Annotated in this window: 11 protein-coding genes; 6 read left to right on the forward strand and 5 right to left on the reverse strand. The window is 70.2% G+C overall.

The annotated features are described in order from the left end of the window. Positions 1–234: 234 nt before the first annotated feature. From FSYMDG_RS00010 to rpmH, 5 genes are all read right to left on the reverse strand, one after another. Positions 235–849, reverse strand: coding sequence for a protein jag (locus FSYMDG_RS00010; RefSeq protein WP_013871592.1), 615 nt, complete (start codon positions 847–849; stop codon positions 235–237). A gap of 93 nt (positions 850–942) precedes the next feature. Then, entirely contained in the window at positions 943–2,298 is a 1,356-nt protein-coding gene (gene yidC, locus FSYMDG_RS00015; RefSeq protein ID WP_013871593.1) for a membrane protein insertase YidC, read from the reverse strand. 12 nt (positions 2,299–2,310) lie between these two features. Further along, the gene (gene yidD / locus FSYMDG_RS23630; RefSeq protein WP_013871594.1) at positions 2,311–2,823 is read right to left on the reverse strand and encodes a membrane protein insertion efficiency factor YidD; all 513 of its coding nucleotides are present in this window, start codon (positions 2,821–2,823) and stop codon (positions 2,311–2,313) included. Then, positions 2,820–3,287: a ribonuclease P protein component gene (gene rnpA, locus FSYMDG_RS00025; RefSeq protein ID WP_013871595.1), complete on the reverse strand. Its 468-nt coding sequence runs from the start codon at positions 3,285–3,287 to the stop codon at positions 2,820–2,822. Before rnpA ends, yidD begins: the two co-directional genes overlap by 4 nt. A gap of 31 nt (positions 3,288–3,318) precedes the next feature. Then, positions 3,319–3,456: a 50S ribosomal protein L34 gene (gene rpmH, locus FSYMDG_RS23635; protein ID WP_013871596.1), complete on the reverse strand. Its 138-nt coding sequence runs from the start codon at positions 3,454–3,456 to the stop codon at positions 3,319–3,321. A 330-nt stretch (positions 3,457–3,786) separates the two neighbouring features. Here rpmH and dnaA point away from each other — a divergent pair, with 330 nt between their 5' ends. From dnaA to gyrA, 6 genes are all read left to right on the forward strand, one after another. Then, the gene (dnaA, locus tag FSYMDG_RS00030; protein ID WP_013871597.1) at positions 3,787–5,289 is read left to right on the forward strand and encodes a chromosomal replication initiator protein DnaA; all 1,503 of its coding nucleotides are present in this window, start codon (positions 3,787–3,789) and stop codon (positions 5,287–5,289) included. 792 nt (positions 5,290–6,081) lie between these two features. Next, complete coding sequence (gene dnaN / locus FSYMDG_RS00035) at positions 6,082–7,239, forward strand: DNA polymerase III subunit beta (protein ID WP_013871598.1); 1,158 nt, start codon at positions 6,082–6,084, stop codon at positions 7,237–7,239. 1 nt (position 7,240) lies between these two features. Then, on the forward strand, positions 7,241–8,650 hold the full coding sequence (locus FSYMDG_RS00040; RefSeq protein ID WP_013871599.1) for a DNA replication/repair protein RecF: 1,410 nt from the start codon (positions 7,241–7,243) through the stop codon (positions 8,648–8,650). 526 nt (positions 8,651–9,176) lie between these two features. Next, positions 9,177–9,557, forward strand: coding sequence for a DUF721 domain-containing protein (locus FSYMDG_RS27640; RefSeq protein WP_237702919.1), 381 nt, complete (start codon positions 9,177–9,179; stop codon positions 9,555–9,557). Positions 9,558–10,017: 460 nt separating this feature from the next. Further along, positions 10,018–11,952, forward strand: coding sequence for a DNA topoisomerase (ATP-hydrolyzing) subunit B (gene gyrB, locus FSYMDG_RS00050; RefSeq protein ID WP_013871601.1), 1,935 nt, complete (start codon positions 10,018–10,020; stop codon positions 11,950–11,952). Positions 11,953–12,097: 145 nt separating this feature from the next. Further along, a complete protein-coding gene (gyrA, locus tag FSYMDG_RS00055; RefSeq protein WP_013871602.1) occupies positions 12,098–14,614 on the forward strand; it encodes a DNA gyrase subunit A in 2,517 nt (838 codons plus the stop codon). Positions 14,615–15,038 lie beyond the last annotated feature (424 nt).

A 15,038-nucleotide genomic window follows, 5' to 3' on the forward strand; every position in this document is an offset into this window, starting at 1 on the left:
TTCCGTACTTCGACCCGCCGGTACCCGCGTCCGGACGAGGAACCGGTGGACGCGGGCCGCGGGCCTCAGCCCCGCGCCGCGCGACGGCTCTGAGCTCGCCGTCTTTGCATCCGCCAATCCTCTTCCTTGCTCCCCCCATACGACCCTTCCACATGCGACTGCCTCGCATGTGGAAGGGTCGGAGCCGGTCCGCGGGAAGGAGCGTTCAGCACTCCATCACCGGCTGGCGGGGTGTCAGTTCGCGAGGAGGACGACCACGCGGCGCTGGGGCTCCTCGCCCTCGGACTCGCTGACGACGCCGTCGATGGTCGCGATCAGGTCGTGGACGACCTTGCGCTCGAACGGTGTCATCGGCTTGAGTTTCTCCGGCCGGGCTCCCGCCTTCACCCGCTCGGCGACCGCCGTGGCCAGGTCGCGCAGCTCGGCCCGCCGCCGCGCGCGGTGCCCGCCCACGTCGAGCATGAGCCGGCTGCGCACGCCGGTCTTCTGGAGCACCGCCAGCCGGGTGAGTTCCTGGAGCGCCTCGAGCGTTTCCCCCCGGCTGCCCACCAGCAGGTCGAGCCCGTCACCGACGACGGCGACCACGGCTCGCTCCCCCTCGACGTCCAGGTCGAGGTCGCCGTCCAGGTCGACGATGTCGAGCAGCGCCTCCAGATAGTCGGCGGCGATCTCCCCTTCCTGTTCCAGGTCGGCGATCCGTTGCCGGCCGTTCACCGCCGGCGGGGCGGGGCTGTCCTCCCCGCCGGGAGGCGCCGGCCGGGAGGTGGCCGGTGTGGACAGGCCGTCGGCCTGTTCGACCCCGCTGACCGTGATGTCGGCGGCGGCCAGGTCAGATGCGGAACCGGTCATCAGAGCAGCTCCTTACACGGGTGGACGTCTGCGGATCGCGGGTCGGGCGAGCCCGGCGCCGATTCCCGGCAGGAATGGTCACCGCGGGAACGGTCACCGTCGGCCTCCGGGGCGGCCGCCCTTGCCACGTCGCTTGGCGGGCCGGGAACCACCTGTATGCCGGCGTACGCCCGCCGTGGCATGGGGCTTTCCCGCCCGGGGCTGGGCGTCGTCACCGGCCGGAGCGGACCCGTTCTGTGTCTGCGCCGGCTGCGGTACCGCCTCGCCGGCCTCGGCCGCGTCGGATGCCTTCGACGGGCGGGCGGGCTGAGTCGGCTGTTTCGGCTGGGCCGGCTGCTGGGCCGGCTGCGAGGACTGCGCGGAGCCGCCTCGGGGGGAACGGGTTCCTGGCGGAGCCTTGCGCACGGCCTTGTTGGAGTTCGCCGTCTTGCCGGCTCCGGTTTCGGCCTGGCCTGCGCCACCCGGCGTCCTGTCGGTCGACGCGGCGGTCGAGCCCGTGGCCGGCGAGGCCGCACCCGGTCGGTTCTTACCCTTGTTGGTTGGCCGGGCACCTGGTGCGGGACGGGCCGGCGCCGGCTGCGATGTCCTGTTCTTCGTCCCGGACGCGTTCTTCGCCCCGGGCGCCGACCGGGTGCTCGGCACCTGCCCACCGGCGCCCTGCACGGCCGGCGGCGGCATCTTCTTGATCACAAAGAACTGCTGGCCCATGCTCCACAGGTTGGTGGTCAGCCAGTACAGCAGGACAGCGATCGGGAACTGGAAGCCGAACACCGCGAGCATGATCGGGGAGCCGTAGAGCAGGACCTTCTGCACGATCGCCTGCTGCGGATCGACCGGCCCGGTCCGCGCCATGATCTGCCGCTGGGTGAGGAACGTCGTCGCACCCATCAGGACGATCAGCGTGACCGCGAAGATCTTGACGTTCGTCCCGTTCGCCTGGACGAACTCCAGGAAGTTCGACGACGAGGTGAACGAGGTGGACAGCGAGACGCCGAGCAGCTTGGCCTCGGCGATCTGCTGCACCTGTTGGGCGGTCAGCCCGACCCGGGGAGCCCACTCCAGCACGCCGCCGGGCCGGTCGACCGGCCGCAGGTGGCTGAAGACGTGGAACAGCGCGATGAACAGGGGGATCTGGAGCAGGATCGGCAGGCACCCGAGCAGCGGGTTGCCATGTTCCTTCTGCAACTCCATGATCTTGGCATTCATCTGCTGCCGGTCATGGCCGTACTTGTCCCGGATCTCCTTGATCTTCGGCTGCATCAGCTGCATCGTCCGCTGGGCCTTCACCTGCTTGACGAACAGCGGAAAGATCATGATCCGGACGCAGATCACCAGCAGGACGACCGACAGCGCCCACGCGAAGAAGCTGTCCCGGCCGAAGATCGGCCCGAAGCCCCCGTGAAAGAAGACGATCGCGTTCGCCGCGAGATGGTAGAGGGGATCCAGCACTGGTTCGTCTCCTTAGACCCTCGTGCCACAGCGGGACGCGGTCGGTTCGGGCGAGTTCGGGTGCGGGTCCAGCCGCTGCCGCGCACCCGCGGCCACGGCCTGAGCGGCCTGCTCACCGGCGGGGACACCGCGTTCACCGGCCGGCCCGCCGAAGCGCCCGGGGCGGCCTGGCGGGGTGTCGGCACGCGCCGGCACCGGGTCGTGGCCACCGGCCGACAGCGGCTGGCAGCGCAGCAGCCGCCAGGCCGCCAGCAGGCCGCCCCGGACCCCGCCGTAACGACGCACCGCCTCCAGCCCGTACGCGCTGCAGGACGGCTCGAAGCGGCAGAGCCCCGCGCTGCGTGGGGACCAGACGGCCCGGTAGAAAGCAATCATCATGCGCAGTACCCAGGCCAGCGGGCTGCGCACCACGCCGTCCCGGCCACGGGACATCCGTGGCGCGAGCCGCCCGGCCAGGCGGGTGGCGGCGAGCAGGTCGATCACGACGACCAGGCCCGCGGCCAGCGCAACGCCACCGCGGCTCATCGTGACTGCCGGTCCGCGGTGCCAGCGGTACCGGTGGTGCCGGTGGGCCTTGTGACCGTCCCAGCCATGCCTGCCCCGGCTGTGCCAGGGGTGGCCGGGACGAGACGGCCGCGCAGGCCCCGCTCAAGCGCCCGCCCCAGTTCGTCCGAGGATGCGGTGGCGCTCTCCGGTAAGGCTCGCACGATCACGAGTGTTCCGGCGGGGAGGCGGTCGAGGCGGGCACGGACCTGCTCCCGCAGGCGTCTGCGGACGCGGTTGCGCACGACCGCGTTCCCCACCTTGCGTCCCACGACGAAACCGACCCGTGGCGGAAGTGTGACGACCGGCTCCGGACCACCGTCCACAGCGTGGTTGTCCACAATCAGACTGTGGATGACCAGTGGGCCGCTGCGGCCGCGACGGCCGGCGCCACTGATCGAGGCATGCTCGGCCCTGGTCCGGACACGGTTCCGAACGGGCAGCATGACGCGAAAAGGACCGGGACGCGGGTGGATCTCAGGCAGACAGCTCGCTGCGGCCCTTGCGGCGACGGGCCGAGAGCACGGCACGACCGGCACGGGTCCGCATCCGGAGCCGGAAACCATGCGTCTTGGCACGCCGGCGGTTGTTCGGCTGGAAGGTGCGCTTGCTCACAGAGGACTCCGGACGCCAGACGGGCAAAGGACAACACTAGCCACGGAAACGGTACAGAACGCGGTGGAGACACCCACCCGAGAGCGCACTGTCGCCGCAACCCGACGCCTGAGACTATCAAGCCCCGCCGTGCGGGGGCGGGCCGGCGGGTGTCGGCCGGCCGCGCTGGCGCGCCGGGTGGGGGCGGCGCGAAAGCGGCTTTGCCGGTGCGGTGTCATGGTCGTACACAGCTTGTGGACGACCATGTGGAGAACTGCCCCGGCAGGGGTGGTCGCAGGCGCCCGGTTCGGCCCTGTCCACCCGTCCGACGTCTTCGGAGGAGCCCGCCTCGTGACAGACCTTAGCGCCGATCCCTCCGCCGGCATGTCAGGCAGGGTGCCTGTCGAGGAACCGGACCTGTCCGCCGTGTGGGGACAGGCCGTCGCCGGGGTCGCGGACGGCACCCTGTCGGCCCAGCAGCGGGCGTGGCTGCGCCTGACCCGTCCGCTCGGCCTCGTCCAGGACACCGCGCTGCTCGCGGCCCCGAACGAGTTCACCAAGGACCTGCTCGACTCGCGCCTCCGACCGTTTCTGTCCACAGCTTTGTCCACAGCCTATGGACGAGAGATCCGGGTGGCGGTCACCGTCGAGCACCTGCCCGACCCGGAGCCGATGACCGGGCCGATCCAGCTACCGCTGCCCACCTCCCCGGTATCCCCCGTGTCTGCCACGCCCGCTGTGTCCGCTGCGTCCGCTGCGGACACAGCCAGGATCACCCCGGGCCTCGGACGCGACCCGGCGCCCCGGTCCTACGAGCCGACCCGGCTGAATCCACGTTACGTGTTCGAGACGTTCGTCATCGGTGACAGCAATCGATTCCCGCACGCGGCTGCGGTGGCCGTCGCCGAGGCGCCGGCGAAGGCGTACAACCCGCTGTTCATCTACGGCGACTCCGGGCTCGGCAAGACCCACCTGCTGCACGCGATCGGCCACTACACGCTGAAGCTGTATCCGGAATCGCGGGTGAAGTACGTCAGCTCGGAGGAGTTCACCAACGACTTCATCAACTCGATCCGGGACGACCGGCAGCAGGCGTTCCAACGCCGCTACCGGGACACTGACGTGCTCCTGGTTGACGACATCCAGTTCCTGGAGAACAAGGAACGCACCCAGGAGGAGTTCTTCCACACCTTCAACGTGCTGCACGACACCGAGAAGCAGATCGTCATCTCCTCCGACCGTTCCCCCAAGCAGCTCTCGGCGCTGGAGGACCGGCTGCGCAGCCGGTTCGAGTGGGGCCTGATCACCGATGTCACCCCGCCCGACCTGGAGACCAGGATCGCGATCCTGTCGAAGAAGGCCGCCACCGAGCGACTGCCGGTCCCCGGCGACGTGCTGGAGTACATCGCGACCCACATCGAGCGCAACATCCGGGAGCTGGAGGGCGCGCTGATCCGGGTGGCTGCGTTCGCGAGCCTGAACAAGTCGCACGTCGACCGGACGCTGGCCGAGATCGTCCTGCGGGACCTGATCCCGGACGCGGCCGACCCGGAGATCACCGCTGCCGCGATCATGAACGCGACCGCGACGTACTTCGGCGTGTCCATGGAGGACCTGTGCGGCACGTCCCGCAGCCGGGTGCTGGTCACCGCCCGGCAGATCGCCATGTACCTGTGCCGGGAGCTGACCGACCTGTCGCTGCCGAAGATCGGCCAGCACTTCGGCGGCCGGGACCACACCACGGTGATGCACGCCGACCGCAAGATCCGGGGATTGATGGCCGAACGCCGGGCGATCTACAACCAGGTCACCGAACTGACCAACCGCATCCGGGCACAGACCCGACAGGCCTGACCGGCTCGACAGGCACGCCCGACTCGACAGGCCCGACAGGCATGACCCGGGCGAAGCAGGGGTAGGAGCTACTGCTGGTAGCCGGATCCGCGCCGGTGTTCCTGTGGAGTCTTGTGCACAGCTTGTGGAAAACCCTGTGGAATCCGTGGGCGGAGGCCCGCGGCGGCCTGTGCGTAACGGGGGACAGGCTGTGTGGAAACTGTGCACAGCCGGGGGACAGACTGCGAACAACAGGGGACGAGCGGGGGACAAACAGGCCGGCGGTGGAAATCCACTGGAGCTGGGCACAGCGGTTTCCACACGATCCGCACCCCCCTTCAAGCTCTTGACCTGCGAAAACGCAAGTTGTCCCCAGTATCCACCGCCCCTACTGACACGACGAACTAGATCGTTTTTTAATGAACAACCCCACTGGAAGTTGGGCCTGGGGACAACCTCGCATGATCGTCCGCGCGTCGCCTTTGGATCGCCGTCCGGGATCTCGTCACGCACAGCGGGCCACCGCGGCAGTGCCAGCCTCATGCCGGGCCTCGCGCCAGCCTCGTGTCAGGCCCCGCTGTGAGCCGCCGGCCGAAGCCTGCGATGCTGGAACGCCGTACCGGATGCGGCATGGTGGCCTGGCAGTGGCTCGACAGTGGTTCGACAACGACAGGCAGCGGCACGACAGCGGTCGGACCTGCGAACGTGGTCGTCGGGCCGCCGGCAGCATCTGGCGGAACCCGCACCTGTCAGCAGCAGCCGGCATGACAGGTCGGCGTGGTCACGAGGACGAACGGTTCAGAAGGGCGAATCATGAAGTTCCGGGTTGAACGGGACGACTTCACCGATGCCGTGGCATGGACGGCGCGCACACTGCCGACCCGGGCGACCTCCCAGCTTCAGGTCCTGGCCGGCCTCATGCTGGACGCCACCGGGCCGTCGCTGTCGGTCGCGGCCTTCGACTACGAGGTGGCCGCCCAGTCCGGTGTGGACGCGACGATCGAGCAGGAGGGCCGGGCCCTGGTCTCCGGCAAGCTGCTCGCCGAGATCACCAGGGCCCTCCCGTCCGCGCCGGTCGACCTGTACACCGACGGCGCGCGGGTGGTCCTCACCTGTGGCAACGCGCGTTTCACCCTGCCGACCATGTCGGTGGACGACTACCCGGCGCTGCCGCCGATGCCGGCGGTCACCGGCCACATCGAGGGCGCGGCGTTCGCCGGGGCCGTCTCGCAGGTCGCCGTCGCCGCCGGCAAGGACGACACCCTGCCCGTCCTCACCGGTGTGCGGGTCGAGATCGACGGCGATGTCCTCACCCTGGCCGCTACCGACCGCTACCGGCTGGCGGTCCGGAAGCTGCGATGGCGCCCGGCGTCCGAGACGGCCGACGGCGTGGCCATGGTGCCGGCACGTACACTGAGCGAGACGGCGAAGTCTCTGTCCGGATCCGGTGTGGAGGTCGCGATCTCCCTCGGCTCGGGTCCCTCCGGGGAGGCGCTGGCCGGGTTCGCCGGTGGCGGCCGTCAGACCACGACCCGCCTGGTGGACGGCTCGTTCCCGCCCTACCAGCGGCTGCTGCCCGACAGCTCACCGCTGACCGCCCAGGTCGAGATCGCCCCGTTCGCCGAGGCTGTCAAGCGTGTCGCGCTGGTCGCCGCCCGCACCGCCCCGGTCCAGTTGAGCTTCTCCGACGATCAACTGGTTCTGGAGGCCGGGGCCGGCGGTGAGGCCCAGGCCCAGGAGACGTTGACGATCGGCTACGACGGACCGTCGCTGTCGATCGCCTTCAACCCGTCGTACCTGCTCGACGGCCTGGGTGCGCTGGAGTCCGATGTCGTCCACGTCGGGTTCGCCAGCGCTGATGACCCGGACGAGGCGTCCAAGAAGCCCGCCATCCTCACCGGCAAGGCGCCCGACGACGGTGAGGTCCCGGACTACCGGTACCTGCTCATGCCGATCCGGCTGTCCGGGTGACGTGCGTCTCACCCATCTGTCGCTGGTGGACTTCCGGTCCTACCCGGCACTGGATCTGCTGCTCGCACCCGGGGTGAACACGTTCGTCGGCTCCAACGGGCAGGGCAAGACCAACCTGCTGGAGGCCGTCGGCTACCTGGCGACACTCGGCAGCCACCGGGTGGCCTCGGACGCCCCACTGGTCCGCGAGGGCGCCACGAGCGCCGCGGTGCGGGCCCGGATCGCGCGGGGCGACCGCGCCGCGCTGGTCGAGATCGAGATCATCCCGGGCCGGGCGAACCGCGCCCGGCTCAACCGGGCTCCCCTCGCCCGCTCCCACGACGTTCTCGGCCTGCTGGTCATGGTGTTCTTCGCTCCGGAGGACCTGGCCCTGGTCAAGGGGGATCCGGCCGGGCGCCGGCGGTTCCTCGACGATCTGCTGGTGGCCCGCACCCCCCGGCTCGCCGGTGTGCTCGCCGACTACGACAAGGTCCTGCGCCAGCGGTCGACGCTGTTGCGGACGGCCGGGGCGGCACGGCGCTCCGGCCGTGCCGGTGATCTGCGCACCCTGGACGTGTGGGACTCCCACCTGGTCCGGCACGGCTGCGAGCTGCTGGCCGCGCGGCTGGCGCTGGTCGAACAGCTGCGGCCACGGGTGGCGGCCGCCTACCGCGCGGTCGCGTCCGCGCCGGTCCCCCGGCCGTCAGCTGTACCGGCCGTACCGGCCGTACCGGCCGGGCAGCCTGGACCGGTCGCACCGGTCGCACCGCCCGGACCGGGCGCGACGGTGGAACCGGACATGCTGGCTGGAGCGGACGCGCCGGGCACGCCGGACGGATCAGCCGCCGCGGCCGATGTGGCTGGTTCGGTGGTGGCACCGGCCGGCGAGCGGGAGCTGACCGGTGTGGAATACCGCTCGAGCGTGGTCGCGCGCGTGGCCGAGCGGGCCGGCGGCCCGGTGCCTGATCAGACAGGTAACCGGACAGGTGACCCGGTGGGCGGTCAGGCCGGTGGCGAGCCGGTTCCCGACCGGACGGTCCTGGCGGAGGCGATGCTCGCCGAGCTCGCCGCGGTCCGGCAGCAGGAGATCGAACGAGGGGCGACCCTGGTCGGCCCGCACCGTGACGAGCTGCTGCTGTCGATCAGCGGGCGGCCGGCGCGCGGCTATGCCAGCCACGGCGAGTCGTGGTCGCTGGCTCTCGCGCTCAAGCTCGCGTCGTTCGAGCTGCTCCAGGACGACCAGCGCGAACCGGTCCTGCTGCTGGACGACGTGTTCGCCGAACTCGACACGCATCGTCGCGACCGGCTGGCGGAGCTGATCCGCTCGGCCGAGCAGGTGCTGGTGACCGCCGCGGTCGAGGCGGATGTGCCCGCCGCCCTGGCCGGGGCGCGGTTCACGGTGGCGGACGGGAAGGTCAGCCGTGTTGGATGACCCGAATGCCCTGCATGCCCCGGATGATCCGGATACCCCGGGTGGGGCTACCGCCGGCGATCGGCCGGCGGCCGCTACCACCGGCCGCCGCGGGCCGGTATCCGCTGGCCGTGCGCCGGTTCCCGACAGGCACCAGGCAGCATCGGATGACCACAAGAAGTCACCCAGCGACGGTACGTCTGACAGCGGATCGCCACCCGTTGGCCGCGGGTCGGTCGCTGGCCGTCGCGGACGCTCGCCCAGCGGTGACGAGCCCACACACGAGGCCGACATCGCTCAACGTAACAAAATCGCTCAACGTGACGGGACTCAACGTAACGAGAACGAAGGCGGGTCCGGCGAGCAGCCCGCGCGCGGGGCTGATCTCGCCCGTCTCGTCCTGGCTCGGGCAAAGGAGGATGCGCGGGCGAGGGCACGGGCGGCTGGTCGCGGTGGCGGGCGCGCGGGTGAGGGCGATGGCGCGGCCAGCGGTGACGGCCGGTCCGACCCGGCACGGCGGCCGGCGCGCCGGCCGCGGCTGCCCGGGATGGCCGCGCCCGGCCGGGAATGGGTCGAACCAGTCACGCTGGGTGCCACGGTGCAACGGCTGCTTGCCGAACGCGGCTGGCAGGACCAGGCGACGGACGCGTCGGTGCTGGCCCGTTGGGAGGCCCTGGTCGGCCCGAACATCTCCGCACGCTGCCATCCGGTCTCCCTGCGTGATGGCGAGCTGGAACTCGCCGCCGAGTCGACGGCCTGGGCGACCCAGCTGCGGCTGCTGTCCCGGCAGCTGCTGGCCACCCTGCGCACAGAGCTCGGGCCGGACGTCGTGCGCCGGATCATTGTCCGGGGCCCGACCGCGCCGAGCTGGCGGCACGGCCCGTTGCAGGCACCCGGCGGGCGCGGCCCCCGTGACACCTACGGCTGAACCGGCCGGCCCCGCTCGACAGGATCGGGATTCGAGCAGGTCGGGCCGTGGGGCCGGCCGGCCCCACGGCCCGCGCGCCGCATGGGGCCGCGTCCGCGGGCCGCGGCCTGTGGACAGTGACAGCCGGACGGGCGTCGTGGCCGCCGACGGTGCCCGGACGGCGCCGTTGTGCCATGGCCGCCCGGGCACCCGGCCGCACCGCTCGGCCCGCAGTCGGGCGTCGCGGGCATCCCGGACGTTCAGGGCGTCCCGGAGGTTGCCCGCGGCCCGGACGCAGGGTCTCCGGATCGCCCACAGGCGTCGTGCGGGTAACCCCTGCGTACGGGGGTTCGATGGAAAGCTGTTCGGGACGCTGCGCGGATGCCAGGGGCCACCCCGCGTCCTTCTGGTCGGTACGCCAGGTAGACTCAGAAGACGCTTCTCGCGTTGTGCGCAGTTGAGGACGAGGGGACATAACCGCGTGGCCTACGATGCAAGTTCGATCAAGGTTCTTGAGGGTCTCGACGCGGTTCGCAAGCGTCCGGGTATGTACATCGGCTCCACCGGTGAGCGTGGTCTTCATCATCTCGTCTACGAGGTTGTGGACAACGCTGTGGATGAAGCGTTGGCCGGCTACTGCGACACGATCGGTGTGACCCTGCTCGCCGACGGCGGTGTCCGGGTCTCCGACAACGGCCGTGGTATCCCGGTGGGTGAGCATCCGACGGAGAAGCGCCCGGCGGTCGAGGTCGTCCTGACCACGCTGCACGCCGGCGGGAAGTTCGACGGCAAGTCGTACGCGGTCTCCGGCGGTCTGCACGGGGTCGGCGTGAGCGTGGTGAACGCCCTGTCCACCCGGCTCGAGGTGGAGATCCGCCGGGAGGGCTTCACCTGGTTCCAGCCGTATGAGAACACCCGTCCGGCCGCGCCGCTGGCCAAGGGTGCCCCCACGAGGAAGACCGGTACGACCGTCACCTTCTGGGCCGACGACACGATCTTCGAGACGACCGACTACAAGTACGAGACCCTCTCCCGCCGGCTGCAGGAGATGGCCTTCCTGAACAAGGGGCTGACGATCAGCCTGCGGGACGAGCGTCCCGAGGAGCCCCTCGAGGTCACCTACCGTTACGCCGGCGGGCTCGTCGACTTCGTCGAGCACCTCAACGCCAGCAAGGATCCGATCCACAAGACCGTCATCTCGCTGGACTCCAAGGGCACCGGCATCGAGGCCGAGCTCGCGATGCAGTGGAACTCCGGTTACAACGAGTCGGTCTACACGTTCGCCAACACCATCAACACCCACGAGGGCGGCACCCACGAGGAGGGCTTCCGCGCGGCGCTGACCAGCGCGGTCAACGCCTACGCCAAGGACCAGAACCTGCTCAAGCCCCCGAAGTCCAACGGCAAGAACGCCGACGAGCGCCTCGCCGGCGACGACATCCGCGAGGGCCTGACCGCGATCATCTCGGTGAAGCTGGCGCAGCCGCAGTTCGAGGGCCAGACCAAGACGAAGCTCGGCAACAGCGAGGCCAAGCGGTTCATCCAGGAGATGTGCTATTCGGCGCTGAAGGACTGGCTCGAGGCCAACCGGGTCGAGGCCCGGGCGATCGTCAGCAAGGCGCTGGACGCCCAGCGGGCGCGGATCGCAGCCCGCGCCGCTCGCGACCTGACCAGGCGCAAGGGCCTGCTCGGGGGCACCGGCCTGCCCGGCAAGCTCGCCGACTGCCAGTACACCGACCCGGAGCGCTGCGAGCTCTACATCGTCGAGGGTGACTCGGCCGGCGGCTCCGCCAAGGGCGGCCGGGACTCGAAGTTCCAGGCGATCCTCCCGCTGCGCGGGAAGATCCTCAACGTGGAGAAGGCCCGTATCGATCGGGTGCTGAAGAACACCGAGGTCCAGGCGCTGATCCAGGCGCTCGGCTGCGGTATCCACGACGACTTCGACGCCAGCAAGCTCCGCTATCACAAGATCGTCCTGATGGCGGACGCGGACGTCGACGGCCAGCACATCCGCACGCTGCTGCTGACGCTGCTGTTCCGGTTCATGCGCCCGCTGGTCGAGGCCGGCTACGTCTTCCTCGCCCAGCCGCCCCTTTACAAGATCAAATGGGGGCGGGAGGACTGGCAGTACGCCTACTCCGACCGGGAGCGCGACGGCCTGATCGAACACGGCATCGAGGCCGGCCGCAAACTGCCCAAGGACGCCATCCAGCGCTTCAAGGGCCTCGGCGAGATGAACGCCACCGAGCTGTGGGACACCACCATGGACCCCGACCGCCGCATCCTGCTGCAGGTGACCCTGGACGACGCCGCCGTGGCGGACGAGCTGTTCTCCGTCCTGATGGGTGAGGACGTCGACGCCCGGCGCTCCTTCATCCAGCGCAACGCCAAGGACGTCCGTTTCCTTGACATCTGACCGGCCGCGAGGCGCGCGGCCGCGGGCACCGCGGCGAGCCGACCGGCGGCGGTCCAGTCGGTTCGGCACCCCGAATGTCCGGTTACAGACACTTTGTACCATCCATGGCTGACCACCCGCACCATCCCCGTATGGAAGGACCCGCGTGACCGACGTACTACCTCCGCCGCCCGGCGACCGGGTCGAGCCCATCGGCATCGAAGTCGAGATGCAGCGGTCGTACCTCGACTACGCGATGTCGGTCATCGTCGGCCGGGCGCTGCCAGAGGTCCGTGACGGCCTCAAGCCGGTGCACCGCCGCGTCCTGTACGCGATGTACGACGGCGGCTACCGTCCGGACCGGGGCTACTTCAAGTGTTCGCGCGTCGTCGGTGACGTCATGGGTAACTACCACCCCCACGGCGACTCGGCGATCTACGACACCCTGGTGCGGCTCGCTCAGCCCTGGTCGCTGCGCTACCCGCTGGTCGACGGCAACGGCAACTTCGGCTCCCCGGGCAACGACCCGCCGGCGGCCATGCGGTACACCGAGTCACGGCTGGCGCCGCTGGCCATGGAGATGCTGCGCGACATCGACCAGGACACGGTCGACTTCGCCCCGAACTACGACGGCCGTTCGCAGGAACCGACGATCCTGCCCAGCCGCTTCCCGAACCTGCTGGTCAACGGCGCCGGCGGGATCGCCGTCGGGATGGCCACCAACATCCCCCCGCACAACCTGCGGGAGGTCGCCGACGGCGTGAAGTGGTTCCTCGCGCACCCGGACGCCAGCGACTCCGAGCTGCTCGAGGCCCTGCTCGAGCTGATCAAGGGGCCGGACTTCCCCACCGCCGGCCTCATCGTCGGCCGCCAGGGCATCGAGGACGCCTACCGCACCGGCCGCGGCAGCATCCGGATGCGGGCGGTGGTGCAGGTCGAGGAGAACAAGGGCCGCACCCAGCTCGTCGTCACCGAGCTGCCGTACCAGGTCAACCCGGACAACCTCGCGGAGAAGATCGCCGAACTGGTCCGGGACAACCGCATCAGCGGGATCTCCGACATCCGGGACGAGACCTCCGCGCGCACCGGCCAGCGTCTGATCATCGACCTCAAGCGGGACGCGGTCGCGAAGGTCGTCCTGAACAACCTGTACAAGCACACCCAGCTACAGGACACCTTCGGCGTGAACATGCTGGCGATCGTCGACGGGGTGCCGCGCACCCTGCGGCTGGACCAGATGGTGCGCTACTACGTCGACCACCAGGTGGACGTGATCGTCCGGCGGACCCGCTACCAGCTGCGCAAGGCCCGCGAGCGCCTGCACGTGCTCGAGGGTCTGCTGATTGCCCTCGACCACCTGGATGAAGTGATCAATCTGATCCGCAACGCCGAGTCGGCGGACGCCGCGCGCGGACAGCTGATGGACCGGTTCTCCCTGTCGGAGATCCAGGCGGTCGCCATCCTGGACATGCAGCTGCGCCGGCTCGCCGCGCTCGAGCGTCAGAAGATCATTGACGAGGCGGCCGAGCTGCGGGCGAAGATCGCCGAGCTCGAGGCGATCCTTGCCTCACCGGCCCGCCAGCGAGAGATCATCGGCGAGGAGCTCACCGAGATCGTCGACCGGTTCGGCGACGAGCGGCGGACCAGGCTCGTCCCGTTCGAGGGCGACATGTCCGTCGAGGACCTCATCGCCCGCGAGGACGTCGTCGTCACCGTCACCCGCGGCGGCTACGCCAAGCGCACCAAGACCGACCTGTACCGTTCCCAGCGCCGCGGCGGCAAGGGCGTCCAGGGCGCGGCCCTGCGCGAGGACGACATCGTCGAACACTTCTTCGTCACCACCACCCACCACTGGCTGTTGTTCTTCACCAACAAGGGGCGGGTGTACCGGGCCAAGGCGCACGAGCTGCCCGAGCAGGCCCGCACCGCCAAGGGCCAGCACGTGGCGAACATCCTCGCGTTCGGCCAGGACGAGCGCATCGCCGAGGTCATGGCGATCAAGGACTATCAGGCGGCCCCGTACCTGGTGCTCGCGACCAGGCGGGGGCTGTGCAAGAAGACCGCGCTGGCCGAGTTCGACTCGAACCGCTCCGGCGGGCTCGTCGCGATCAACCTGCGGGACGACGACGAGCTCATCGCGGCCCGGCTCGTCTCCGCCGGCGACGACCTGCTGCTGGTCAGCCGGCAGGCGCAGTCCATCCGCTTCCACGCCGACGACGAGCAGCTGCGCCCGATGGGGCGGGCCACCTCCGGTGTCATCGGGATGCGCTTCGACAGCGACGACGAACTGCTCGCGATGGAGGTCGTCCCGCCGGAGTCGGAGGCGAACCTGCTCGTCGCCACCAGCGGCGGATACGCCAAGCAGACGTCGCTGGGCGAGTACCCGGTGCAGGGGCGCGGCGGCAAGGGCGTCCTCACCGCGAAGATCGTCTCCACCCGTGGTGGCCTGGTCGGCGCCCTCGTGGTCAGCCCGGACGACCAGCTCTACGCGATCACGTCCAACGGTGGCGTGCTGCGGACGGTCGCGCGCGACGTCCGCCGGGCCCAGCGGCAGACCATGGGGGTCCGTCTCATCGATCTTGAAGCCGGCGTACAGGTCGTCGGAGTAGCACGTAATGCCGATGCGGAAGACAACGCCAACGGCGGTCCGACAGCCGCTCCCGGCGGGGGAAACCCAGCCTGAGAACGGATGACCGGCGGCCGGGCGGCAAGGCGGGAGATGGACCGTGAGCGACAGCGACGACGACCGGACCACTCGGTCACCGGCCTTCCGTGGATCTTCTCCGCCGCGGCCGGAACAACCGCCCGGACGGGTCGGGGAACCCCGTAACGAACAGCGCGCCGCCCCGGGCCAGGACCGTTCTGGCCCGGGAGCCGCGAAACCCTCCACCCCCCCGACGTTCCCGACACCATCGGTGTCGGGAACGTCACCAGGCTCCGGTGCCGGGGCAGGCTCCACGGCGAGCCCGGGGCCGAACGACGACGGGACGCAGGTGCAGAAGCCGGCCTCGGTGCTCCGGGAACTGCGGATGCCACGGGAGGCCCGTGACACCCGTGGTGCCAGGACCTCGCAGCGGGCGGCCCCCAGCTCATCGGCATCCCCGTCC

It is taken from the genome of Candidatus Protofrankia datiscae (genome assembly GCF_000177615.2).
Lineage (GTDB): Bacteria > Actinomycetota > Actinomycetes > Frankiales > Frankiaceae > Protofrankia > Protofrankia coriariae.

What these genes read in the sequence shown, in the direction of transcription:
- FSYMDG_RS00010 (WP_013871592.1), bottom strand. Translation starts at nt 849, where the DNA reads ATGACCGGTTCCGCATCTGACCTGGCCGCCGCCGACATCACGGTCAGC.
- yidD (WP_013871594.1), bottom strand. Translation starts at nt 2,823, where the DNA reads ATGAGCCGCGGTGGCGTTGCGCTGGCCGCGGGCCTGGTCGTCGTGATC.
- rnpA (WP_013871595.1), bottom strand. Translation starts at nt 3,287, where the DNA reads ATGCTGCCCGTTCGGAACCGTGTCCGGACCAGGGCCGAGCATGCCTCG.
- dnaN (WP_013871598.1), top strand. Translation starts at nt 6,082, where the DNA reads ATGAAGTTCCGGGTTGAACGGGACGACTTCACCGATGCCGTGGCATGG.
- FSYMDG_RS27640 (WP_237702919.1), top strand. Translation starts at nt 9,177, where the DNA reads ATGGCCGCGCCCGGCCGGGAATGGGTCGAACCAGTCACGCTGGGTGCC.